Source organism: Bifidobacterium callitrichidarum, assembly GCF_003129905.1.
In the GTDB taxonomy this organism is placed as follows: Bacteria; Actinomycetota; Actinomycetes; order Actinomycetales; family Bifidobacteriaceae; genus Bifidobacterium; species Bifidobacterium callitrichidarum.
Map to the genome: position 1 here is coordinate 39786 of NZ_QFFM01000014.1, position 22286 is coordinate 62071.

At 63.4% G+C, this 22286-nt stretch carries 27 protein-coding genes, 1 tRNA gene and 1 pseudogene; 23 read left to right on the top strand and 6 right to left on the bottom strand.

The annotated features are described in order from the left end of the window. Positions 1–55 precede the first annotated feature (55 nt). The 18 genes from DF196_RS07745 to DF196_RS07825 all read left to right on the top strand — a co-directional run bounded on the left by DF196_RS07745 (position 56) and on the right by DF196_RS07825 (position 12814). A complete protein-coding gene (locus DF196_RS07745) occupies positions 56–361 on the top strand; it encodes a hypothetical protein (RefSeq protein WP_146194734.1) in 306 nt (101 codons plus the stop codon). After that, positions 358–1806, top strand: a complete 1449-nt coding sequence (locus tag DF196_RS07750) for a hypothetical protein (RefSeq protein ID WP_109057280.1) — start codon at positions 358–360, stop codon at positions 1804–1806. Before DF196_RS07745 ends, DF196_RS07750 begins: the two co-directional genes overlap by 4 nt. A gap of 98 nt (positions 1807–1904) precedes the next feature. Continuing rightward, positions 1905–3062: a phage portal protein gene (locus tag DF196_RS07755; RefSeq protein WP_109057281.1), complete on the top strand. Its 1158-nt coding sequence runs from the start codon at positions 1905–1907 to the stop codon at positions 3060–3062. After that, complete coding sequence (locus tag DF196_RS07760; RefSeq protein WP_109057282.1) at positions 3049–4641, top strand: HK97 family phage prohead protease; 1593 nt, start codon at positions 3049–3051, stop codon at positions 4639–4641. The genes DF196_RS07755 and DF196_RS07760 overlap by 14 nt, the downstream gene beginning before the upstream one ends. After that, positions 4638–5090, top strand: coding sequence for a hypothetical protein (locus DF196_RS07765; RefSeq protein ID WP_109057283.1), 453 nt, complete (start codon positions 4638–4640; stop codon positions 5088–5090). Before DF196_RS07760 ends, DF196_RS07765 begins: the two co-directional genes overlap by 4 nt. Then, positions 5068–5454 carry a hypothetical protein gene (locus DF196_RS07770; protein ID WP_109057284.1) on the top strand — a complete coding sequence of 129 codons (387 nt, stop codon included), beginning with the start codon at positions 5068–5070 and terminating at the stop codon, positions 5452–5454. Before DF196_RS07765 ends, DF196_RS07770 begins: the two co-directional genes overlap by 23 nt. Positions 5455–5494: 40 nt before the next feature. Continuing rightward, complete coding sequence (locus tag DF196_RS07775) at positions 5495–5803, top strand: hypothetical protein (RefSeq protein ID WP_241519639.1); 309 nt, start codon at positions 5495–5497, stop codon at positions 5801–5803. Next, complete coding sequence (locus DF196_RS07780) at positions 5800–6186, top strand: hypothetical protein (protein WP_109057286.1); 387 nt, start codon at positions 5800–5802, stop codon at positions 6184–6186. The genes DF196_RS07775 and DF196_RS07780 overlap by 4 nt, the downstream gene beginning before the upstream one ends. Positions 6187–6190: 4 nt before the next feature. Continuing rightward, entirely contained in the window at positions 6191–6607 is a 417-nt protein-coding gene (locus DF196_RS07785; RefSeq protein ID WP_109057287.1) for a hypothetical protein, read from the top strand. Further along, positions 6604–6993 (top strand): HK97 gp10 family phage protein, encoded by a 390-nt coding sequence (locus DF196_RS07790; RefSeq protein ID WP_109057288.1) that lies wholly within the window; start codon positions 6604–6606, stop codon positions 6991–6993. The genes DF196_RS07785 and DF196_RS07790 overlap by 4 nt, the downstream gene beginning before the upstream one ends. Then, a complete protein-coding gene (locus DF196_RS07795; RefSeq protein WP_109057289.1) occupies positions 6994–7251 on the top strand; it encodes a hypothetical protein in 258 nt (85 codons plus the stop codon). 29 nt (positions 7252–7280) lie between these two features. Further along, on the top strand, positions 7281–7424 hold the full coding sequence (locus tag DF196_RS13470) for a hypothetical protein (protein ID WP_158276294.1): 144 nt from the start codon (positions 7281–7283) through the stop codon (positions 7422–7424). After that, positions 7411–9354, top strand: a complete 1944-nt coding sequence (locus DF196_RS07800; RefSeq protein ID WP_170115016.1) for a tape measure protein — start codon at positions 7411–7413, stop codon at positions 9352–9354. Before DF196_RS13470 ends, DF196_RS07800 begins: the two co-directional genes overlap by 14 nt. A gap of 3 nt (positions 9355–9357) precedes the next feature. Beyond that, positions 9358–10878 (top strand): hypothetical protein, encoded by a 1521-nt coding sequence (locus DF196_RS07805; protein WP_109057290.1) that lies wholly within the window; start codon positions 9358–9360, stop codon positions 10876–10878. Further along, positions 10875–11522, top strand: a complete 648-nt coding sequence (locus tag DF196_RS07810) for a hypothetical protein (RefSeq protein WP_109057291.1) — start codon at positions 10875–10877, stop codon at positions 11520–11522. Before DF196_RS07805 ends, DF196_RS07810 begins: the two co-directional genes overlap by 4 nt. A 3-nt stretch (positions 11523–11525) precedes the next feature. Beyond that, positions 11526–11765 (top strand): hypothetical protein, encoded by a 240-nt coding sequence (locus DF196_RS07815; RefSeq protein ID WP_109057292.1) that lies wholly within the window; start codon positions 11526–11528, stop codon positions 11763–11765. A 15-nt stretch (positions 11766–11780) separates the two neighbouring features. Next, positions 11781–12578, top strand: a complete 798-nt coding sequence (locus DF196_RS07820) for a peptidoglycan recognition protein family protein (protein WP_109057293.1) — start codon at positions 11781–11783, stop codon at positions 12576–12578. Continuing rightward, positions 12575–12814, top strand: coding sequence for a phage holin (locus DF196_RS07825; RefSeq protein WP_109057294.1), 240 nt, complete (start codon positions 12575–12577; stop codon positions 12812–12814). Before DF196_RS07820 ends, DF196_RS07825 begins: the two co-directional genes overlap by 4 nt. A gap of 29 nt (positions 12815–12843) precedes the next feature. Here the strand turns inward: DF196_RS07825 and DF196_RS07830 are convergent, their stop codons facing one another. Beyond that, the gene (locus DF196_RS07830; RefSeq protein WP_241519640.1) at positions 12844–13587 is read right to left on the bottom strand and encodes a tyrosine-type recombinase/integrase; all 744 of its coding nucleotides are present in this window, start codon (positions 13585–13587) and stop codon (positions 12844–12846) included. A gap of 147 nt (positions 13588–13734) precedes the next feature. Between DF196_RS07830 and DF196_RS07835 the strand changes: the two genes are divergently transcribed. Beyond that, positions 13735–13808, top strand: a tRNA-Ile gene (locus DF196_RS07835). A gap of 121 nt (positions 13809–13929) precedes the next feature. Further along, positions 13930–14574: pseudogene (locus tag DF196_RS07840) on the top strand (3-hydroxyacyl-CoA dehydrogenase family protein); the annotation flags it as partial. 21 nt (positions 14575–14595) lie between these two features. Here DF196_RS07840 and DF196_RS07845 read toward each other — a convergent pair. The 3 genes from DF196_RS07845 to DF196_RS07855 form a co-directional block, all read right to left on the bottom strand. Further along, positions 14596–15204 carry a sugar O-acetyltransferase gene (locus tag DF196_RS07845; RefSeq protein ID WP_109057296.1) on the bottom strand — a complete coding sequence of 203 codons (609 nt, stop codon included), beginning with the start codon at positions 15202–15204 and terminating at the stop codon, positions 14596–14598. Between the two features lie 354 nt (positions 15205–15558). Next, entirely contained in the window at positions 15559–16674 is a 1116-nt protein-coding gene (locus DF196_RS07850; RefSeq protein ID WP_109057297.1) for a CTP synthase, read from the bottom strand. Between the two features lie 585 nt (positions 16675–17259). Next, entirely contained in the window at positions 17260–17790 is a 531-nt protein-coding gene (locus DF196_RS07855; RefSeq protein ID WP_109057298.1) for an NAD(P)H-dependent oxidoreductase, read from the bottom strand. Between the two features lie 190 nt (positions 17791–17980). Here DF196_RS07855 and DF196_RS07860 point away from each other — a divergent pair, with 190 nt between their 5' ends. Together DF196_RS07860 and DF196_RS07865 are read left to right on the top strand one after the other, a co-directional pair. Further along, a complete protein-coding gene (locus DF196_RS07860; RefSeq protein WP_109057299.1) occupies positions 17981–18766 on the top strand; it encodes a methyltransferase domain-containing protein in 786 nt (261 codons plus the stop codon). 69 nt (positions 18767–18835) lie between these two features. Beyond that, entirely contained in the window at positions 18836–19807 is a 972-nt protein-coding gene (locus DF196_RS07865; RefSeq protein ID WP_109057300.1) for an L-lactate dehydrogenase, read from the top strand. A gap of 62 nt (positions 19808–19869) precedes the next feature. On the opposite strand, the gene DF196_RS07870 is transcribed toward DF196_RS07865, so the two are convergent. Both DF196_RS07870 and DF196_RS07875 read right to left on the bottom strand, forming a co-directional pair. Beyond that, the gene (locus DF196_RS07870; protein ID WP_109057301.1) at positions 19870–20391 is read right to left on the bottom strand and encodes an NAD(P)H-dependent oxidoreductase; all 522 of its coding nucleotides are present in this window, start codon (positions 20389–20391) and stop codon (positions 19870–19872) included. A 121-nt stretch (positions 20392–20512) separates the two neighbouring features. Continuing rightward, positions 20513–21496: an AraC family transcriptional regulator gene (locus DF196_RS07875; RefSeq protein WP_109057302.1), complete on the bottom strand. Its 984-nt coding sequence runs from the start codon at positions 21494–21496 to the stop codon at positions 20513–20515. Positions 21497–21721: 225 nt separating this feature from the next. Between DF196_RS07875 and DF196_RS07880 the strand changes: the two genes are divergently transcribed. Then, complete coding sequence (locus DF196_RS07880) at positions 21722–22279, top strand: DUF1349 domain-containing protein (RefSeq protein WP_158276295.1); 558 nt, start codon at positions 21722–21724, stop codon at positions 22277–22279. The last annotated feature ends 7 nt before the right edge of the window (positions 22280–22286 follow it).

Below are 22286 nucleotides of genomic sequence, written 5' to 3' on the forward strand. Positions count from 1 at the left end.
AAATTAGAAAACGGCGGAATACCAACGAAAACAAGCAAATACACGAGGTAACGAAATGCAAATGACACTACCGGGCTTCGATGATTATTACACCCCCAACGAGGGCCTGCAGGAGAAGGCCACAAAAGAACTCATCGACTCCTACGTGCAAGGCCGGCCGCTGAACCCCTCCGCTGTGTACATCTGCAAAACGATGATTAACATAGCCCGCAATTTCGACGCCCTGAATGCCAAGGGCCGCGACACGTCGCGCGTCATGGCCCAGCTTCTCAGCTGGTACCAGGAACTGGAAAACAAGTCGCCGGCCGCCAAGGAACTGGACCCGGCGCTTACCGCCCTGCTGGCCGAGGCCAAGGCATGACGGCCACGCCGCGCGGCGGCACACCCAGGAACCCGGAACGCGCGACGGACGGGCCCATAGTCGCCCGCTTCGCCCAACTCCTGGGCACCCCTCTGCTGCCGTGGCAAAGACTCGTGGCGGACGTGGCCGGCGAAATCGACCCGGACACCGGCACCTACTACTACGACACCGTGATACTTTCGACCCCGCGCCAATGCGGCAAATCGACGCTCGTGGACGCGGTGGACACCAGGAACGCTCAATGGGGGCCGGACCGGTTTATCTATTACCTGGCTCAGACCGGCAAGGACGCGGGCGACCACTTCAAGAAGTATCTGAAGACCCTTCAGGCTTCGCCGCTGGCCGCCATCACGTCGCGCCCGTACATGGCGCACGGCTCTGAGGCCCAGCCGTTCCTCAACGGCTCAATCATCATGCCCAAAAGCGTCACGAAGGTTGCCGGCCACGGTGTCCAGGGCGACAAGATCACGCTGGACGAGGCCTTTTCATTGTCCGAGGAGACGGGCAACACGATACTGGACGGCTTCATGCCGACCATGGCCACCCGTCTGAAGGCCACCGGCGTGCAGCCCCAACTGTGGATAACCTCGACCGAGGGGACCGCCGAAAGCACGTTCTTCAACAAACGTCTGGACTCCTGCCGTGCCGGCGAGCAATCACGCCGCACCTGCTGGTTCGATTTCGGGTTGCCGGCCGACGCGGACCCTGAGGACCTCGACGCCATCATGCGCCACCACCCGGCGGCGGGGCTCCTGTGGGACAAGTCGCAGCTAATCGACTTCCGCGAACAATTCAGGGACAACCCGGCCGGTTGGGCACGCGCTTTCGGCAACCGCCGCGACGAAGGCATAACCGACCGCGTGATAGACGAAGCCACATGGGCCGCCACCGCCACGGCACCGGTTGCCCCCGCCGACCTTGACAACAGGCCCGTCGTGTTCGGCGTGGCCGTCGATGTGGACTCCACGTACACCAGCATCTCGGCCGGCATATCGAACCCGGACGGCACCGTAACCACGCAGCTGCTGAAGATACTTGACGGTACCGGATACGCGCCCACCGAACTATCCAGACTATGCGCCGCCTATGGCGCGCCGGTGGTGATAGACAGCCGGGGCACCGCCGCCGACCTGTCCGACCGGCTGCACCACATGACCGACCACAACGGCGACCCCATAATAACGTTCGTGGACATGGACGCAGCCGACTACCTGACCGCCGGACAAAGCTACGTGAGCGGCCTGGTCAACGGCGCGATACTGCACGCCGCCGACCCGGACCTGGACGCCAGCGCCGCCAACTCGGCACGCAAATGGGCCGGTGACGCCTGGCGCGTGAGCCGACGCGGCTCCACCGGCCTCACGTCCCCGCTCGAAAGTTGCATGCTGGCCGCATGGGGAGCCAGCCACCGGCCCGAGGAGGCAGGCCCCCTGCAGATCTACTAACCCCGCATGTCGGTGATTGGCGGTGATTGGCGGTGATTGGCGGTGATTGGCGGCACGGTGGTGGACAGTCCCGCGCCGCCGCCCGCATAATCGGCCGCATGAACAACGAACGTCTGAGCCTGTGGCAGCGCGTGAAGCTGGCCGGCCGCGTCCTGACTCGCAGCGGCATGGACGACATGCCCGACGGCATCCGCCCGCCCTCGCGCGCATCCGCCTACGACCCGCTGGCCCTGTCCACCGTGTTCCGTGGCGTCCAGGTGCTGCAGACCGCCATAACCGGCCTGCCCATCCACGAGATGCGCGACGGCCTCAAGCTCGACGGCGTCTCCAGGCTCATCGCCCAGCCCGACGTGAACCGTTCCCGCCGCGACTTCATCGCCGACATGGTGGCGTCCATGGTGCTCGACGGCAACGCCTTCGTGCGCCTGGTGTCCTACGCCGGCGAAATCGTCAGCTGCGAGGTGCTGCCGCCCAGCCTCGTGACCGTCACCGACGACGGCAACGACCCGGCCGCCCCGCGCCTGCGCTACTCGTACCTGGGCCGCGACTACACCTCCGAACAGATCGTGCACTGCAAGTTCCTCAACGTGCCAGGCCGGCTCAGGGGCCTCGGCCCCATATCGGCCGCCCGCGAGGAGGTGGAGGGCGCGAAGCTCGCCCGCGACTACAAGGCCCGCTTCTACACCGATTCCAGCAACCTCAAGGGATATCTGAAGACCGACCAGAAAGTGACACCCGACTACGCCAGGCAGGCCAAGCAGGACTGGAAGGCCCAGGGCACCGCCGGAGACATCAAGGTGCTGGGAAACAACCTCAGCTACGTTCCCCTGGACATGAAGCCCGCCGACCTGCAGTTCCTCGAGACCCAGAAGTTCGACACCACGCAGATAGCCCGCCTGCTCGGCATCCCCGCCAGCATCATGCTGGCCGCCGTCGATGGCTCCAACCTGACCTACAGCAACATCGAGCAGTCCTGGATAGAGTTCGCCGACTACACGCTGGCCGCCTACACCGGCGAGATAGAAGAGCTGTTCAACAGGCTGCTGCCGCGCGGGCGCACGGCAGCGTTCGACTGGGACTCCAGCCGCCGCGCCGACATGGCCGACCGGTTCAACGCCTACAAGACCGCGCTGGACGCGGGATGGATGCAGATAAACGAGGTGAGGGCGCGCGAGGCGCTGCCCCCGCTCGAAACCAACGAGACCACCAGCAACGCCGGCGACGGCGGGGAAGGGGAACAGGATGCAGCGGCGTGAAATCGGACTGAAGGGCCTGACGCTCAGGACGGCCGACGAGGGCGACGGGCGCACGCTCGAGGGCGTGGCCGTGCCGTTCGGCCAGATCATAGACACCTGGGACGGCGCGGAGACGTTCGACCGTGACTGCGTTTTCGACGACGTGGACACCGCCAAGCTCTGCTACCAGCACGGCGAACTCATCGGCCGGATAACCGCCGCCGAGAGCCGTGACGACGGCCTGCACATCACGGCCCGCATCTCGGACACGCAGCGCGGCCGCGACGTGGTGGAGCTGCTGCGCGACGGGGCTCTGGACTCGCTGAGCGTGGGCTTCATCCCAGTGCAGGACGAACTGGACAAGGCCGGCATCACCCACCGCCGGCGCGTGCGCCTCCTGGAAACGAGCGTGGTCAGCTGGCCGGCCTACGAGGCCGCGAAGATAACCGGCCAACGCAGCGCCATCCAGGACGCGGCCGGAACGGAAACGTTGGAAAACCAAGCGGACAACGACAAGGAAAGCGAGGAACCCCGCATGGACAAGGAACTACAGGACGCCCTGAACGCGATTCAGGACGAACAGCGAAGCCTCAAGGCCGCCATGGCCAAGGGCAGCGCGCCCGAACACAAGACGCTGGGCGGCGAATACCGCACCGCCGGCGACTACCTCCAGGCCCTCTACCGGGGCGACCAGGCGGCCGTGGACCTCATGCACGAATGCCGCGACCTCATCGCCACCGGCGACACCGGCAACACCACCACCTGGATTGCCGACGACCTGCGCCTTATCGAGATGCGCCGCAAGGTCACCAACCTGCTCACCCACGACACCCTGCCCGACAAGGGCATGACCATGGAATACAACGTCGTGGCCACCGACACCACCAGCGTCGGCAAGCAGGCCACCGAGGGCGACGCGCTCACGTTCGGCAAGGTCACGTTCGGAACCAAGAGCGTGGCCATCAACACCTACGGCGGCTACACCACCCTATCCCGCCAGGTCATCGAACGCAGCACCACGCCCATGCTCAACACCGCGCTGTCCGCCCTGCGCAACGCCTACGCCAAGGCCACCGAGAACGCCGTGCGCACGTTCCTGTACGACACCATCGCCGCGCAGCGAGACGCCACGAGCGACGCGAACAAGATCGACGCGCCCGCCGCGCTCACCGCCATGACCATCGACCAGTGGGCCACGCTCATCATGGACGCCGCCGAACTCGCCGACGACCGCAACGTGAACCTGACCCGCCTGGGCGTGAGCAAGGACGTCATGGCTGCGCTCATCGCCCTCAAGGACTCCGGTAGCCGGTTCTTCGACCTGTCCGGCGACGGTTCGGACACCATCGGCGACTTCGACCTGACCGGCATCGCCGGCAAGTTCCTGCGCCTGCCCGTCCAGATGCTCCCCAAGGCCCCCGAAGGCACCGCGTGCTTCATCGACCCCGAGGCCGTGACCGTCTGGGAGTCCGGCGGCCCCACCCAGCTGTCCGACGGCGACCCGACCAAGCTCACCGAAAACTACTCGGTCTACGGCTACATGGCCGTCGCCGCCACCAACGCCCAGGGCCTCATCCCGGTAGCGTTCCCAAAAGCGTGAGCCCGAGCCCTAATATCCTGCGCTACGGCCCCGTCTCCAACGAGAACGGCGGCGACACGGCCACCGTGGACGCCGCCGGCGCGCTCAGCCTGTCCGGCCAGACGAAAGTCGGCTGGTCCGGGCTGAAATGGGAGCAGGATATGACGGCGTTCCCGCCGGGCGAGACCTTCCAGCTGGGATGCGACAACCTGCCCGCGAACACCGAAATACTGGTCAGGTTCAACGGCCAGAGCGACAACGCTCACCAGTTCCTCTACCCGGTACGAGGAGACTACGCGGCGGGCGGCGTCATTCCCAAGGACGCCACCAGTGTGCTCATGGCGGTACGCCGCGCCGGCACGGCCAGCGATTTCACCGCTCAGGACGTCAGGCCCATGGTCAACCTGGGCGAAACGCTCCCGCCGTGGCGCAAGCCCGACGTGACCGATGGGGGGGGGGCGACCCTATGAGCTGACCAACCTGTGGCCGTACTGGCCTGACAAGGCTACGAACATCGCCGCCGCCGGCCTGTCGCTGTCCCTGACCGGCGACGTGCTCCACCTGACCGGAACCATGCCCGACACCACCTACAGCCTGCCCGCGCCCGTGGCAGAGGCGTACGGCATCCACCTGGACGCGGGCACGTACCGGCTGGCACCGCTCAGCGACGTGCTCGTGCTGGTCAGCCGGAACGGCACCGGCAACAGGCTGCTGCGTTCCGACAAGGAACCCATGAGCGCGACCCTCGCGGCCGGCGACTACCGGTTCAGCATCTACACGACCAGCAGGACGCCCGACGTGTCGTTCACGCCGGTGCTGACCCGCGACGAATAGCAGAAAGGAAAAGGCCATGGCCATCGACACCACCACGCTCGTGACACGTCTGCGAGACGAGGTGAACGTGCCAGCCGGCGACGACCAGCGCCTGGCGGAGAAGATCGCGACGGCCACCGTCTACGTGGACAACGCGATAGGCGGGGCCAGCGTGGCGGACGAGGTGCGCGCGGACTGCATCGTGGGCTGCGCCGCCGATTTGTACAACAGCCGCGACGCGCGCCTGGGCGTGATGAACGTGGCCGACGGCACGCTGGAACCCTACCGGGTGAGCAGCGACCCGCTGCGCAGCGTATGGCCCAAGCTCAACGCGGCCGGCGTGCCGACCGGGGGCCTGGTGGTCGCATGAGCGCGCGCGTGACACGGGAGCGGGACGCGCTCATGGAACTGCTGGAATCCACGTTGGGCGACCTCGTGCAGGTCGTGACCGACGACCTGCAGGCCGCCCGCGCGTCCCCGGGCCGTGTGGCCGTGTTCGTGGAACCGCCCGACCTGGAATATCCCCGGTGGGGCGACCTGCCCGAGACCACGTGGCGGCTGGACGTGATAGCTGGCACGATGGCCACCCAGGCCACCGGCCTCGACCTCATCATGCGGGCCATCGACGTGCTGGCCTCGCACGACATCAACATACAGGCGGCCCGTCCGGTCAGCATGTCCCTTGCAGGCGCGGGCACGGTGGCCGCCTACCAGCTCACACTCAACCCATTGGAACTCATCGAGGAGGAATAAGACTATGGCGAAAGTACGCACTTTGGGCCCCGGCTCGTTCAAGATCACGGACACCGACACCGGCCGGGACTTCAGCGCCGACCTGACCAAGGCCCAGCTGAACCCGAGCAATTCGAGTGACGACCCGGTGACCTATCTGGACGGTTCGGAGGAGACGAACACCAGCACCACGTGGACCATGGAGGGCACCATAGGCGACGACTTCAGCCAGGACGGCCTGCCGACCTGGTGCTTCGACCACGCCAACGAGACCCTGCCGTTCGAGTTCATCCCGAACAAGGCCGGCGGCATCAAATGGACCGGCGACGTGACCGTGACCCCGGTGGCCATGGGCGGCGACGTGAAATCCAAGAACACCAACGACTTTTCGTTCCCGGTCACGAACCTTTCGCACGCGGCGTACACGCCCGCCACCGCATGAGCGCCACGGGCCGCGCGCTCATGGTGGTCGGTCAGAAACGGTTCGTGGCCACCATGCGCAAGGCCGGCGCGGACATGGGCGAGCTCAAGGGCGTGAACCGTCAGGCCGCCGAAATCGCCCTGCCCGCCGTCAGCCGCCTCACCCCGGTGGGCGACACGGGACGGCTCTCCAAGTCGCTGCGCGTGGGAGCTACGAAAAGGGCCGGCGTCATCCGCGCTGGCCGCAAGGCCGTCCCGTACGCCGGCCCGCTGAACTACGGGTGGCCCGGCCACAACATACGGCCGCGCCTGTTCGTCAACGACGGCGTGGCCCAGTCCGAGGACGCATGGCAGCGGCCGTACATGGACTTCATCGAGAAGACACTCAGCCAAGTCAAGGGAGCATGAATGTACAGCACAGCGAAGGTCACCTATACCGACGGGCACGTGGACACGGCCCCGCTGACCCCGCGCGTGGTCACCTCGTGCGAGGAACACGCCCAGATCGAGGGATGGACGCCCGGCGACGGCAGCCGCCTGCGCCAGTCCTACTACATGGCCTATCTCGCCCAGCGCTACGCGGGCAACACGTCCGAACCGTACGAACGATGGCTGGACGCCGTGGAAGCCATCGACGTGGAGACGCCCGCAAACCCTACCGTCTAGCCGAGTGGCCCGACGACTCGCTCGGCCTCATGTCGTTCATCCTGGCGCGCCGTTTCGGCGGCACGCCATGGCAATGGCGCACCGAGGCCAGCGAGCTGGACTGGGGCACCGGCATACGGCTTTTGAACGAGGAAATGGAACGCATGGAGGAGACAGGGCATGGCGGGACGTAGCGCGGTCATGTCGGTGCGCATCACCGGCAACGCCGACGACGCCGTAAGGGCTTTCGAGAAGACGACCAGCAAGGCCGCCGCGTTCGGCTCGTTCATGGGCGGGGCCGCGCTGAAGGGCGTGACCGCCCTGTGGGACACCATCAAGGGCTTCTCGAGCGCGGTCATGGACATGTCCGATTCCACGGACAAGTTCAAGAACACCATGAGCTTCGCCGGCCTGGACACGGCCGCCGTGGACAAGGCGACGGCAGCCGCCCGCAAGTACGCGGACGACACCGTGTATGACCTGTCCACCATCCAGAACACCACCGCCCAGTTGGCGGCCAACGGCATAACGAACTACACGGAGCTGACCGAGGCGGCCGGCAACCTGAACGCCGTGGCCGGCGGCAACTCGGACACGTTCAAGTCCGTGGCCATGATGCTCACCCAGACCGCCGGCGCTGGCAAGCTGACCACCGAGAACTGGAACCAGCTCGCCGACGCCATCCCCGGCGCGTCCGGCAAGCTCCAGGAGGCCCTGGCGGCCAACGGCGCATACACGGGCAACTTCAGGGACGCCATGGCCGACGGCGAGATAACCGCCGACGAGTTCAACCAGGCCCTGCTGCAGCTCGGCATGAGCGACGTGGCCAAGGAGGCCGCCACCTCGACGCAGACCATGGAAGGCGCGTTGGGCAACCTCGAGGCCGCCATAACCGGCGGCCTGACCGACGCCTTCAACCTGGTCAAACCACTGGTGACCGGGGCCATAGGCAAGGCCGCCGAAACCGTGTCGGACTTCGCCGGCAAGGCCACCGGGGCCATGAAGGACTTCATCGGCGGCATCCAGGACACCGGCGCGTTCCAGGCCGCCAGCGACATGGTGGGCGCATTGGGCGGCGCGTTCCAATCACTGGGCGGCGCATTGGGCGACATCGCCACCACGCTCCTGCCCGGCCTGCAGGGCCTCGGCGACGCCGGCAGCATAGGTCAGGGCGTGGGCGACGCCTTCGCCGGAGCGGCCGGCGTGGTCAAGACCGTGGCCGACGCGCTCTCATCGTTCGGCGACTGGGTATCCGCGAACGCCGAACCCATCGCCAGCGCGCTCGTGGGCTTCGGCACCGGCTTCGCCGTGTTCAAGGTCGCCGGCATCATCCAGGCAGTTGCCGGCGCATTGCAGGGCTTCAGCCTGGCCACCACGGCCGCCAGCGTGGCCCAGTGGGCGCTGAACGCCGCCATGAACGCGAACCCCATCGTGCTCATCATCACCGCCATAGCCGCGCTCGTGGCCGGACTGATCTACTTCTTCACCCAGACCGAGACCGGCAAGCAGATATGGGCGAACTTCACCGAGTTCATATCCACCGCCGTCAACAACATCATCGCCTTCTTCCAGGGCCTCGGCGACAGCATCGGCCAGGCGTTCTCCAACGCCGCCCGGTTCGCCCAGGACAAATGGAACTCGGTCGTGGCGTGGTTCAAATCGATACCCGGCATGATAGGAGGCTTCTTCTCCAACGCCGGTTCAATCCTCTACAACGCTGGCAAGAACATTCTGGACGGTTTCCTGAACGGCCTGAAGTCCGCATGGAACAACGTGACCGACTTCGTGGGCGGCATCGCCGACTGGATAGCCGAACACAAGGGCCCGGCCTCCTACGACCGCGTGCTGCTGGTCAGAAACGGCCGGCTCATCATGCAGGGCCTGGCCAAGGGCATGACCACCGGCTTCGACCGCGACGTGCGCAGTGCCGTGGCCCGCATCAACACCGGCCTGGCCTCCACCGTGCTCACCGCGCCCGCCGTGACGGCAACGGGCGGCGACACCGGCGGGGGAGGGGACACGGTGAACGTGTCCGTCACGTTCACCGGGCTCGTGACCGACCCGGACGGCGTGGCCCGCCAGATACGCCGCGTGTTGAACGACTACGACCGCAAGAGGGGGTGACGCATGCAGCAGGTGTACCTGTTCATGGACACGGGCGACGGTTTCCGGCTCCTGAACGACCACACCGCCACCGTGGCCGCCCTCGAGGGCCTGACCGTCCGCTGGGGCACCGACTCGCCCGACACGCAGCCCGACCCCAGCGTGCTCACGTTCACGCTCAGGGACCGCACGGGACTATTGGCCGGCCGGGCCGCGACCATGGCCGGCGCGCGCGTGCTCGTCCAGATCTCGGAACAGCCCACATGGGCCGACATGCCCGCCGGAACCTACGCCGCCGCGACGGCCACATGGGCCGGCCTGCACGCCACGTACACGCCCGGCGACCCGACCGGCGTGGACTCCACCGCGATAACCCTGTTCGACGGCATCGTGAGCACGGGCGGCACCGTCACCCCGGACGCGCGCGGCTACCTGCTGGAACTCTCCGCATCCAGCCGCATGATTCTATGGAAGCGCCTCCAATCGCAGGGGCCGACCAACAGCGCCGCGAAATGGGCCGGCCTGCACTGGGTGGACATCCCGGTCACAAGACTCGCCACGCTCAACAGCCGGGCCACGGCCGCCGGCGCACCTCAGGCCGACGCCGCCGGCCTGACGCGGCCGCCCAATGTGGCACCGTATCCCACGGACGACTACCCCAGCCAGCTCGACCTGCTGCACCGTATGTACGCCACCGCGCCGGAAATGCCGTTGTGGGGCGAATACCCCAGCAAGGCGTCCAGCCGCATCTCATACACGGCGCTCGGCACCCCCGCCACGCTTGGTATGGACGCGGCCGGCAGCCTCTACACGACGGTGAACGGCGTGAAGCGCCCCGCCCTGGACGGTTCCGTGGTCGAGGGCGGCGAATCATACGACGTGCCAGAACCGGTCACCCAGATCACGTTTGGCGTCAAAACCGTGGAGAAGGACAACGACGGCGTCCTGTCATTCAAGGACGGCGAAACCACGTTCACGTCCATGGACTCGCTGCCGGCCAACCTGACCGCCACCCAGTCGTCCATGAACGTGGACACCGACGTGGTGACAAGCGACAGCACGGCGGGAACATGGGGCGGCACCATATGGACGCCGTCGCTGAGCCAGCGCATATCCGCCGCGAACTGGCTTTACGCCGTGAACATGCGAATACGCCCGCAAGGCATCGTGTTCGACAGCCGGCGCATAGACCCCGTGAACCGGCCCGAACTGTACGTGAGCGCCCCCAGCGGCCCCATCGTTTTCACCAACGCCTCGATACACCGTCTGGCGGGCGGCGACGGGCTGCCGGCCTTCACCGGGGCGTGGACCACCATCGGCGGCACGCTCACCTACCGGTGGCGCAACGGAGACCCGGTCCTTCGCCATGAGGTGACCGTGTGGCCATTGCCCGCCGCCACCATGACCACACGGCTCAAATGGGCGGACATAGCGGGATGGCCCGCGCAATACCGGGCCGTGGCATGCACATGGGCCGAACTGGCCGTCATATCCACGTTCGACTCCGCCACCACGACAACCGAAACCGAAAGCGAGGAGCAATGACCAGCAATACACCCATCTACGGCATCCCATACCCGGACAGCACGGACCTGGTATCCGAGGCACCCGCCCAGCTCAAGACCTTCGCCAACGGCGTCGAAAGCGCCCTGAACCTCGTGGACAAGCGCGCCACCGTGGCCGGGGCGACACCGGTCATCGCCACCACCAAAAGCGCGCTCGACGCACAAACCGGCGTGACCGGCCAGACCGGCTACGTGTATTCCGACAGCCTCTATTACAACCGTGGGGCGTACTACTGGAACGGCACGAAATGGGTGCGCGCCACCACCGACATATCCAACCACTTCTTCACCGCGAACAGCACCAACTGGAACCGCAACTGGTTCAAGGCCGAAATCATCGGCGACCGCGTGTTCGTGGACACCGAGGTCAAAAAAGTCACCTACGCATCGGGCGGCACCACCGACTGGGCCACGGAGAAACTGCTCACGTTCCCCTCCGCCATCGCCCCGGCGAACTACATGGTGTTCCCGGCCATCAGCAACCCGAGCGACGGCACCATGTGGACATGGGCCGCCAGCGTGGAGACCGGCGGCAACTTCAACCTGGTCAAGCTCAAGGGGGCCTCGAACCTCGCAGTGGGCGGACTCGTGCGCGTCTCCTGCTCCTGGCAAATCAAGGGGTGAACCGTGAACGACGACCTGCTGATTGCACTCGTGGGCCTCGTGGGCGCGATAGTCGGCGCCGCCGGCTCCCAGATGTTCACCGCCGCCAAGACCCACTTGGAGGCGTACATGCTCGCGCAGGAGATGCTGGCCGACAACCAGCGCCTGTGGCAATGGAACCGAAGCCTCATAGACCACATATACAAGGGCCTAGGCCCGCCGCCCCCGGAACCTCCCGACGACCTGTTCCAACACGAACCCTAGAAACGGAGAACCGCCATGAAGAACTGGGAAACGCTAGAACCCGACCAGACCATGCTGCTCACCACCCACTACACTCCGGGACGCTCGGGCAGGCGGATAGACAAGATTCTGGTGCACCACAACTCCGGCCCGCTGAGCATAGAAGGCTGCTGGCAGGTATGGCAGACCCGCGCCGCGTCCGCGCACTACCAGGTGGACGCAGCCGGGCGAATCGGCCGCCTGGTCAACGACGCGGACACCGCATGGCACGCCGGAGACTGGGACGCCAACACCACCAGCATCGGCATCGAGCACGCGGACATCACCAGCCAGCCATGGACCATCAGCGAAGCCACCCTGGACAACGGCGCGCACCTCGTGGCCGCCCTGTGCCATCACTACGGGCTCGGCCGCCCCGAATGGCTCAAGAACGTGTTCCCCCACAACCACTTCCAGGCCACGGAATGCCCGGCAAGCATCGGAGGAACCCAGCGCGACGCCTACATGGCGCGCGCCCAACAGTATTACGACCAAATGGAAGGAGACGACATGTCACCCGAGGAAGTCTGGAACGTCAACATCAACGGCGTGAAGGCCCGCGACCGCCTCATCGGCATAGACAACGCAGCGAACGGCATCAACAACCGCGTCACCAGCGAGGAATGGAAATGGCTCACCGGCCGCGCCTACCGCACCATGGCCCTGCTCAAGAAACTCTGCGGCATCAAGGACGCGGATACCACAATCCCCGAAACCGCGACCGTGCAGCTGTCCGACGCGCAGATGGACCAGATCGCAGACAAGGTGGCCGCACGACTCAAGGACAACGCATGAGCAATAACCAAATCCCCGCAATCAGCGCGGCCACCATCGCACGCTTCGCCATCCTGCTGCTGGGCCTCATCAACGCGGCGCTGGTCATGTTCGGCGTGGACACCATCCCCATAGCGGACGAGACCGTCAATCAGCTCGTGGCATTGTCGTGGAACGTGGGAGCGGCCCTGTGGGCGTGGTGGAAGGACAATCCCGTCACCACGAAATCACGCGCCAGGCACGCGGACAACAAATAAGCCGAACGGCCCCGGTCGGGGCCGTTCCTCTACAGGGCGCAGGCCATCACCATGTCGCGCAGATGCTCGGGAGGCATGGCCACGTAACGCTGCGTCGTGGCCACGCTCGCGTGCCCCAGGAACGCGGACACCGCCAACAGGTCCCGCGTCGCCGTGTAGGCATGCGTGGCCGCACGGTGACGCAGGCTGTGCGTGGAATACCCATCGGGCAACGCCGGCCCGATAATCTTCCCGACACGCCCCGGACTCAGATGGCTTTCGCCGTGGTCGTTGCGCGACGGGAACAGCCAGCCGTCACCGGCCAGGCTGATGCGCGCGGCCAACCGGGGAGACAGCGGCACCAGCCGCTGCTTGTCGCCCTTGCCCCGCACCACAAGGCTCTGGTTGCCGAAGCCGTCCGTGATTATGTCGGTCCCGCGTATCCCCGCGATCTCGGAACGCCTCAACGCGAGCTCGGCACCAAGCTTGACCATGAGCGCGTCACGCTCGCTCAGGGTGTCCAGCGCCAGCCTGATACCCGCCTCGGGACAAGGGCGCGGGTGAGGCGAGGAACCGGCCACATGCGGCAGATTCACGGACGGGTCAACATCGATGCGGCCGGTGGCCAGCATCCAGGCGAAAAAACTGGACATCGTGGCCCGTATGCCCTTGCGCGTCTCGGCCGCAAGATGCTCACGGCCCATCCACGCTTCGCAATCCTCATACGTGACCTCATACGGCGGCTTATCAACCCAGCGGGCGAAGCCCGAGAGCTTCACCCGCCGCGTTGTCACCGTGCTGTCCTTCAGCCCGGAGGCCTTCAGATACACCAGCCATTGCTCTGCCGAGTCTTTCCAACTGTCCGGCCACGGTGTTTTCTGTAATTGCATTTAGACCACCTCCTTTGTGGTCTGTGCTATTATCATCATCGTCGCCGTGACGGGGGTGTAGCTCAGTCGGTTAGAGCATCGGACTCATAATCCGCCGGTCCACAGTTCAAGCCTGTGCGCCCCCACGGTTTCCTTTCTCCTCTCTTCATGCTGCTAGTTTGAATAATGCCCGCGCGGGCTCATTCTGTAACCACAATGGCTCGACCTTCGGGGCCGCCGGCCTGAGGCTCACTGGGGCTTGGACCCTGGACCGGGACCGAACGGTTTGCGCCGAAGGATGCGATTTTCGCCACCAACACGTCCGGCTTGAGTCCGACCGCCATCCAGTCGGTATTGGAGCGTCCCGCACGTTTCGTGGTAGCCCACTTCTGGAATCCGGCGCAGCTAATGCCGCTGGTGGAAGTGGTGCCCGGTGCCCATACCGACCCGCATGTGGTGGATGTGACGTTCGACCTCATGAATCTCATCGGCAAGAAGCCGGCGAAAATCAAGAAGGAATCGCTGGGCTTCGTGGGCAACCGACTGCAGATGGCCGTGTTGCGTGAGGAATTCCACATCATCCAGGAAGGCATTGCGGACGCCGCCACCGTGGATGATGTGATGAAATACAGCCTCGGCCGACGCTGGAACCTGGTCGGCCCGGTGGCCAGCATCGACCTCGGCGGCCTCGACGTGTTCTACAACATCAGCACCTACCTGTTCGACGACATGGACAACGGCACCGGCCCTTCGCCGCTGCTCGCCGAAAAAGTCAAGGCCGGCAACCTTGGTGCCAAAACCGGACGCGGGTTCTTCTCATGGCAGGGCGAGGACGGCAAGCGCGTCATCGAGCAGCGTGACAAGGCGCTGCTGCGCGCGCTCAAAGAGGATGCCGCCGAAGCCGGAAAGTAACCTGGTGAAGGCCGGATACCGCTACTCCCACACGTCGAGCTTGCGATTCTTGCAGTAGTATTCCCTGTCTTTCTCGCCGATCGGGCGCACGGCCTTGCAGGGCACGCCGTAGGCCACGGTATCTGCGGGAATGTCGTGGCTGACCACCGAGCCCGCGCCGATGACGCAGTTATCTCCGATGGTTACGCCCGGCAGGATCGTCACGTTGGCGCCGACCCAGACGTTGCGGCCGATGGTCACCGGAATCGCGTACACGTAATGATGCTCGCGCAGTACGGGCAGCACCGGGTGGCCGGCGGTGGCGATGACCACGTTCGGGCCGAACATGCACCAGTCGCCGATGGTGATGTCCGCATCGTCCACGCAGGTGAAGTTCACGTTGCAGTAGATGCCCTTGCCCATGTGGACGTGGTGGAAGCCCCAGTTCGCGTGTGCCGGCGTCTCCACGTGGCAGCCATCGCCGATCTCCGCGAACATTTCCTTGAGCAGCTTCTGTTTGCCGGCCTGGTCCGTGGGGTGCGTCTGGTTGAACTCCCACAGCTTCTCCTGATATTCGAGCTGGCCGCCCATGATGCTCGGATCGTCGTAATGATAGGGTAGCTGTTCTTCGCGCCGCTTTGCGTTGTCCATTGATGGCCTCCTATAGTCCCGCAATTCCAACGATGTTTGCGTTATCATTATAGGTTGCTGCAGTGCGATGGGGTAGTGGGGCGCATGGCGGGGTCGCGATCCTCGCTAAGTATGCGGCTCAACGGAGCACCCGCGTACATAGTGAGGATTAGGCCCCTTGAATCCTCACTAAGTATGCGAGTACTTGGTCCGGCCGCATACATAGTGAGGATCGCGGCGGCGCAATGCCCGCTGGCGTGGCGTGATGCGCACAGAGTGTCATCCGTGCGGGCGGGATAAAGCCGGCGGCGGTGTCCGCGGCCGTTCGCATGGCCGTCGCCTAGCCGGCGCTGCGTGTCATGTTCGGCGCTCATGTCATATCATTCGTCCACTGACGTCCGTCGCCCGTTCGAAGAACGGATTCATGGTGACCATGGGGACTCCAGCCTCGAACAGCTTGCGGATGAGTGGCGTCTGCTGCACGGCCTCGTCGTAATTGGTCCGGATGATCGTCGATACGCCTGCCTTACGCAAGCCCGCTTCTCGCTCCTGTTCGGCGTTCACCACCTGTTGGATGTTCCGGCGGTTGGTCATTGCCGGGTCGACGTATTTGGCGGTGCCGTCGAACTCCAGCGCGATGATGCGCCCCGCGGGCGTGTGCCAGACGAAATCCACCCGATACTCCCTCCATGGGGCATCCGGGTTCATGAATACATGCTGCAGATCGGGAACCGCGAACCCGGCTTCGATGATGACGGCGCGGCATAAGGATTCGCCGCCGTTCTCGCTGAGCGGATTCATATAATGCACAAGCCTCAACACGCGACTGCAATCCATTCGTGATTGGTCGCAAACCTCGATGATTTGTTCGGCGGTGATGAGATGTTTACGTGCCGCGGAATCGAACATGGGCAAGGCCTGCATGAATGAGAACTGCAATCCGCAGTCGACCAGGGTCTGCGCAGGGGAAGTTATCGGCACGATATTGGTGATTTCCGGCTTTCTTCCGCCAATCGTTATGTTTGCTATTCGAGGTGATTCCGGCGGTAGCGCAAGGAATAGTGTGTTGATCCCGCTGCCGGTGCGGTAATGCAGCATGGTTGTGACTGACGTCGTTGAAGCGCTGATGCGTTGTATGCCTTGGTATGTGCGTGCGGATGTCCCGGTTTGTTGTGTGACGAATACGGCATTGTCGCGATGAAGGCTCCAGCTGTAGTCCAATTGCAGGATCGCCGCCGCGCTGAGGCCCGCAAACACCCGGTTGGGGAATTGCAGGGAAAGTGTTCGAATGATATGCCGCGATTGCTCCGCTGCATTCAACGACTTCCAGTAATCGGTGCGTGCGTAGGCGTTGCGGAACGTTCGGGTCACATAGCCATTGCGAACTCGTACGAGGACGGCTTGGCGCAAGGTATTGGTCGGCGGATAGAAGCAACGTAGGTTACGCTCGGCGTCGCTGATGAGCTGGTCAAGGACATGATGGGTTCTCATGACGTCATGGTCAGGTGAAATGTGTGTGCTTGGCAAGGTGGAACGGGGTATGTGGTTCCAACTTCGGTTGGCCGCATGGTGCTGTTGGTGGCCCGGTTGTGACCGTGCGATGGTATGAAACCGTGTTCGGTTGCTGGGGCATTGCGGGTCTGACGGAGTTGTGTGGGCGCTGAATGGTGTTGGTGGTCTGCGATTCGATTTTGAATCCTCACTATGTATGCGGCTGAACCAAGCACCCGCGTACTTAGTGAGGATTCGGGGGTCTTAACCCTCACTAAGTACGCGGGTGCTTCGTTGGGGCGCATACATAGTGAGAGTTGAGGCGTGTGCGGCGGGCGGGCATGCGTCGGGGTGGATGTGCAATAGCGCGTCGGGCCGGCGACTTGTGGCCCGCCCGTCAGGTTGCCGCACGATGGGCGTGTACTGACATATGCGAGTCCGACCCGTGGCGCCGGTCGCGCCCCCGTGGCCCGCTGAGGCTGCCGCATGATGAGGATGTGCCCGGCCCGTGCGAGCCTGACCCGTGGCGCCAATATGCGGTCCCGGCGAATTCAGCTGTCTCCCGTCGGAACCGTCATCGACGTGTCAGGCCGAAAGGAACGCCTGATACTGCTTGGCGGTCTCCGCCAGCGCCTCGTCGGAAAGCTCCATCGCGCCGAAGACCACGAACGGCTCGCGCCAAGCGGCATGCACGTAGCGGGCCATCATGCGGTATGGCGAGAGCACTTCGCGCATCGTGGCGCCGTTGTCTTCCGGCTGGTATTCGCTTTCCGGGCCGCCTGCGGTGGTGGCCACTGTGATTTCCTTGCCTTCGAGCGCCTTGCCGTCCGGTCCGTATGCCCAGCCGAAGGCCAGCACCTGGTCCTCCCATTCCTTGAGCAGGGCGGGGGATGAGTACCAGTAGAGCGGGAACTGCAACACGATACGGTCGTGCGATTCGATGAGCTGTTGCTCGGCTACGACGTCGATTTTGCCGTCCGGATACAGCGCGTATTCGTCGCGCACGGTGATCGTTGTATCGTCGTCAACGGGTAGATTCTGCGCCGCGGCCATCAACGCCGCGTTGGCGCGGGACCTGCTCATATCCGGGTGAAATACCAGTACCAAAGTCTTCATGGGGGACCTTTCTGCCGTGTGGGTTGCGGATGCCGAGGGTGCGGCAACGTTGCCGTTCTTATCGTACTGCCATCGATGCGCCGTTCCGTGCAACCGTATGCAACCGTGCGCAGCCGCGACTGTCGGTCATGCGGTCCGGTATGTGGCCGGCAATATGGACGTTGCCGGGCTGCGGATTAGCGTGGGGCCCATGGTCGTATGGGATTCCGCGCAATACCTGCGCTTCAAAAACGAACGCACACAACCCTCGCGTGATCTGGCGATGCAGTTGCCACCCGATGACGGCAGCGTCAAGCGTGTGCTGGATATCGGTTGCGGTCCGGGCAACAGCACCGCGGTTCTGCGCGATCGTTATCCGCATGCGGAGGTTCTCGGTGTCGATAATTCGCCGGAGATGATCGATGCCGCACGCAAGGCCCATCCCGATATCGACTTCGCGCTATGTGACGTGTCGAAACCGGCCGAGCTTGCCGCGCTGCCCGATGACTTCGATGTGGTATTCTCCAACGCCTGCATCCAATGGGTGCCGGATCATGGACGATTGATTCCGGAACTGCTTGCACGGCTCAGACAAGGCGGCGTGCTGGCGGTGCAGACCCCGATGAACTACGAGGAGCCGATTCACCGCATCATCGCTGAAATCGTGCATTCGCCGGAATACGCGGATCGGCTGCCGCAACAGCGCGAGTTCTATAACCTCACACCGCCCGAATACTGGGAACTGTTGCATGCCGCCGCCGCGAGCTTCCGCATCTGGAAGATCACGTACATGCATACGTTGCCCTCGCACGAGGCCATCATGGACTGGTACCGCGGCACGGGTCTGCGTCCGTACCTGCAGGCATTGCCGGATGACGAGGCCCGTAAGGCATTCGAATCCAAGGTCTTCGCGAAAGTGTGCGAAGCGTATCCGACCCAGTCGGACGGCAGCATCATCTTCCCGTTCCCACGGTTCTTCTTCACTGCGGTGAAGTGAGCCAAGCGTTGCCGGGTGCCGATAAGGGTTAAGACTCTTGGCGAGTATTCACGGAGAGAGGAGAGATGGATGATTGCATCGCATCACAATCGAGTGGTGATAGTCGGTACCGGCAGCGTTGGTTCGGCAGTGGCCAGTGCCATTGTGGAGCAGGGGTTATGCAACGAGTTGGTGCTGATCAACCACAATCCGGACAAGGCGAAGGGCTTGGCCATGGATCTGGCCGATGGATCTGAATTCCTCGGCCGGTTCATCACTATTCGTCAGGGTGATTGGAAAGACTGTGCCAACGCTGACGTGGTGGTTATCGCCGCTGGTCCGAAGCCAAAGCCGGGCGAGACTCGTATGCAGGAGCTGGGTGCGGCTATCGACATCGTGGATCCGATACTGAGACACATGACGGATTCCGGTTTTGATGGCATCCTGATTATGGTGTCGAATCCGGTTGACGTGCTGAGCTGGTTCGCGTGGCGAAGGACCGGCTTGCCACGTGCGCAGGTATTCGGGTCGGGTGCCGCACTTGACACTTCCCGTATGAAAGCGATTATCGGTGCGACCACGCATCTGGATCCACGACTGGTATCAGGATATGTGATTGGCGAGCATGGTGACTCACAATTCGTGCCTTGGTCCACGGTCTCATTCATCGGCAAATCGTTCGCGCAGTATCTGGAAGACAATCGGGATCGGTACCCGGGAGTCACGCTTGTCGGTATCGAAGAGCAGACCCGCCGGCGAGGCCTTGATATCAAGGGGCTGCGAGGTGGGACCAGCTATGGTATTGCCGCCACCGTCGCCGGTCTGATTCGAACGATTCTGTGGAATGAACGCAGCGTAGTGTCGGTATCCACGCTGATCGATGGTGAATACGAATACGGTGAACGGGATGTATTCCTCTCGCTGCCGGTCGCGCTTGATGGCAGCGGCGTGGGGGATTTCGTCGACCTTCATCTGAGCGATGAGGAACTGGCGAAATTCCACGCTTCCGCTGACGTGGTTCGGAAACATTGCGCTCAAATTGCTGATCGATTGGAGACCTGAATATGAAAAAACGGCTCCTTCGTGGTGGAAGGAGCCGTAAATGCGCGGAGGAAAACCTGAGACTACTTGGTCAGGTAGTCCTTGTAGTTCTTGACGGCCTCGGCCAGCGCCTCATCGGAGATGCCGAAGGAGCCGAAGGTCACGAACGGCTTGATCCAGGTGGCGTTGATGTGGTTGGCAGTGCCCTGGAACGGCACGAGCACCTGCTCGATCTTGAACTTGTTGTCGCCTTCCGGCTGGTACTTGGACTCCGGGGAACCGGTGGAGACGGCCACGCCGAACTCCTTGCCCTCGAAGGCGTGGCCTTCGGAGCCGTATGCCCAGCCGTGCTCCAGCACGTCGTCCTCCCAGGTCTTGAGCAGGGCGGGGGAGGAGAACCAGTACAGCGGGAACTGGAACACCACGCGGTCGGCGGCCTCGACGGCGGCCTGCTCGGCCTTGACGTCGATCTTGCCGTCCGGGTAGAGCGCGTACTCGTCGCGCACGGTCACATTCTCCAGGCCCTCGGCGGCCTTGGCCAGAGCGGCGTTGACGTGGGACTGGCCCTTCAGGGACGGGTGGAATACAAGCACCAGAGTCTTCATGTTGCTTCTCCTTAATCAGAGTAAGTGTGCATATGGTTCGCGCAGCAATATCGCAAGCCGATATATCTCAAAATGAACTATATATGCAGCCGTGTAGCAAAAGGCGGGCGGCGTGTCATATTCATCTCATAGCTGACGAATCGCGGTGTGCATATTGCTTGCGATATGCGCCGGGGGAGAGCGTGAAATGCTCGCGGAAACGCTTGCCGAAGTAGCTGGCGTTGGTGAAACCGCAGGTGCGGGCGATATGGGCGATGCTGTCATCGTCGGAGGCAAGCTTTGAGGCCGCCTGCCTCAGGCGGTACGACAGCAGATAGTCCACGGGGCTGCTGCCGGTATGGGTTTTGAAGAGACGGTAGCATTCCGTCCTGCTGACCGAAGCGCTCGCCGCGATGTCATTCAGGTCGATCGGCTCACCGTAATGCTGCTGGATGAACACGAGCATGACTCGCATACGTTGTTCGCGGCGCTGTTCGACGCTCGGCGCTTCCGGGACGTTCCTCGTGGACAGTGTGCGGAGCAATTCCTTCCATAGTGTGGCCATATGCGTCATGTAGTCCAATGCCCGCATGGGGTCGTGCCGACCGACCGCAGTGAGCGTCCGAATCTCCCCGAGCATGGCGGCGTCCCGTTCGGCGGTGAGTTTCAACCCCGCGAACGGCTTGTTGGCCACCGGCAACACATGGTCGAGATAGATGGTCCCGGCCGGCTGCCCCGAGAAGAACAGGGGAGAGACGGTCAGACAGCTCATCACGGCCCCCGGCGTGGGATTATCCGCCGAGTGCAGCATTTTGGAGTTGACGAAGACGCCGTCGCCCTGCCGCAGCCGGATCGTATTCGAGGCGCCGTGCAGGTGATAATCGCACGAGCCCTTCAGCATGAAGGCGAATTCGAAATCCGTGTGCCAGTGGACGTTGATCTCGTGACCGATGAGCGTATCGAAGTAGTCCATGCAGAAATGAATCGGTATGGATGGGTCGTCGTAGTGGATGTCTTCCGAATAATCGTCATTGACGGGGACCGCTTTATTCAGCGCGTCGCCCGCATGTCTTGCGATGGGCGGCATGGCATATGGCGAGGATGCTGATGTGAGTTCGGCTGGCATGGTTGACTCCTTGCCTATCGCAACGATTGTGGAAATATAGTTGCATATTCTGATTCAATAATAGCGAAAACAGGCCATTGCTCTGGCGCTGGTGAATTGGTTCTGGAATTAATCTCATAGTACGCATGGCTCAGTAAAGCCATGTTCGCACAACCGGACCCCGTACCTGTACAACGGCTGCATCCCGACAAAGGACTACGGGCGAGACGACCGAAGGAGACGATCATGTTGCAGGGAGACTGCACTTTCGAAATCAAGGACAACATGCTGATCATGGAAGCGGAGCCAGGCAGGGACTACTTCGCCAATCCCGTCAGCGGAGAGATTAAGGCGGACGCCGCGTTCGCGTATACGACGATCGAGGGCGATTTCACCTGCCGCGCCAAAGTGCAGTTGGAGCACAAAAGTCAGTTCGATGGCGCCGGTCTGTTCGCCTTCCAGGACGACACCCACTGGGTGAAGGCCTGCTTCGAACAAGGTGACTACGGATTCAAGTCGGTGGTCACGGTGATGACAAACGATCATTCCGATGACGGGTATGGCGTGACCATCCCCGGCGATTCTATTTGGCTCCAGCTGGCCCGCACCGGCGACGTGTTCTCCATCCACTACTCGTATGACGGCGACTTCTACTACATGTCCCGCCTGGCACGCATGCCGTTCGCCAGGACGCTCCAAGTGGGATTCGAGGCGCAGTCGCCTACCGGCGAGGGCGGCAAGCGATACTTCACCGATTTCACCATCGTGCGTGAGGGACTGAAGGATTCGCGCGCAGGGCAGTGAGGCCGGT

Coding starts and splice junctions, on each gene's coding strand:
- DF196_RS07745 (WP_146194734.1), top strand. CDS start 56: ATGCAAATGACACTACCGGGCTTCGATGATTATTACACCCCCAACGAG.
- DF196_RS07750 (WP_109057280.1), top strand. CDS start 358: ATGACGGCCACGCCGCGCGGCGGCACACCCAGGAACCCGGAACGCGCG.
- DF196_RS07755 (WP_109057281.1), top strand. CDS start 1,905: ATGAACAACGAACGTCTGAGCCTGTGGCAGCGCGTGAAGCTGGCCGGC.
- DF196_RS07760 (WP_109057282.1), top strand. CDS start 3,049: ATGCAGCGGCGTGAAATCGGACTGAAGGGCCTGACGCTCAGGACGGCC.
- DF196_RS07770 (WP_109057284.1), top strand. CDS start 5,068: ATGGGGGGGGGGCGACCCTATGAGCTGACCAACCTGTGGCCGTACTGG.
- DF196_RS07780 (WP_109057286.1), top strand. CDS start 5,800: ATGAGCGCGCGCGTGACACGGGAGCGGGACGCGCTCATGGAACTGCTG.
- DF196_RS07785 (WP_109057287.1), top strand. CDS start 6,191: ATGGCGAAAGTACGCACTTTGGGCCCCGGCTCGTTCAAGATCACGGAC.
- DF196_RS07790 (WP_109057288.1), top strand. CDS start 6,604: ATGAGCGCCACGGGCCGCGCGCTCATGGTGGTCGGTCAGAAACGGTTC.
- DF196_RS07795 (WP_109057289.1), top strand. CDS start 6,994: ATGTACAGCACAGCGAAGGTCACCTATACCGACGGGCACGTGGACACG.
- DF196_RS13470 (WP_158276294.1), top strand. CDS start 7,281: ATGTCGTTCATCCTGGCGCGCCGTTTCGGCGGCACGCCATGGCAATGG.
- DF196_RS07800 (WP_170115016.1), top strand. CDS start 7,411: ATGGCGGGACGTAGCGCGGTCATGTCGGTGCGCATCACCGGCAACGCC.
- DF196_RS07805 (WP_109057290.1), top strand. CDS start 9,358: ATGCAGCAGGTGTACCTGTTCATGGACACGGGCGACGGTTTCCGGCTC.
- DF196_RS07810 (WP_109057291.1), top strand. CDS start 10,875: ATGACCAGCAATACACCCATCTACGGCATCCCATACCCGGACAGCACG.
- DF196_RS07820 (WP_109057293.1), top strand. CDS start 11,781: ATGAAGAACTGGGAAACGCTAGAACCCGACCAGACCATGCTGCTCACC.
- DF196_RS07825 (WP_109057294.1), top strand. CDS start 12,575: ATGAGCAATAACCAAATCCCCGCAATCAGCGCGGCCACCATCGCACGC.
- DF196_RS07845 (WP_109057296.1), bottom strand. CDS start 15,204: ATGGACAACGCAAAGCGGCGCGAAGAACAGCTACCCTATCATTACGAC.
- DF196_RS07850 (WP_109057297.1), bottom strand. CDS start 16,674: ATGAGAACCCATCATGTCCTTGACCAGCTCATCAGCGACGCCGAGCGT.
- DF196_RS07855 (WP_109057298.1), bottom strand. CDS start 17,790: ATGAAGACTTTGGTACTGGTATTTCACCCGGATATGAGCAGGTCCCGC.
- DF196_RS07860 (WP_109057299.1), top strand. CDS start 17,981: ATGGTCGTATGGGATTCCGCGCAATACCTGCGCTTCAAAAACGAACGC.
- DF196_RS07865 (WP_109057300.1), top strand. CDS start 18,836: ATGATTGCATCGCATCACAATCGAGTGGTGATAGTCGGTACCGGCAGC.
- DF196_RS07870 (WP_109057301.1), bottom strand. CDS start 20,391: ATGAAGACTCTGGTGCTTGTATTCCACCCGTCCCTGAAGGGCCAGTCC.
- DF196_RS07875 (WP_109057302.1), bottom strand. CDS start 21,496: ATGCCAGCCGAACTCACATCAGCATCCTCGCCATATGCCATGCCGCCC.
- DF196_RS07880 (WP_158276295.1), top strand. CDS start 21,722: ATGTTGCAGGGAGACTGCACTTTCGAAATCAAGGACAACATGCTGATC.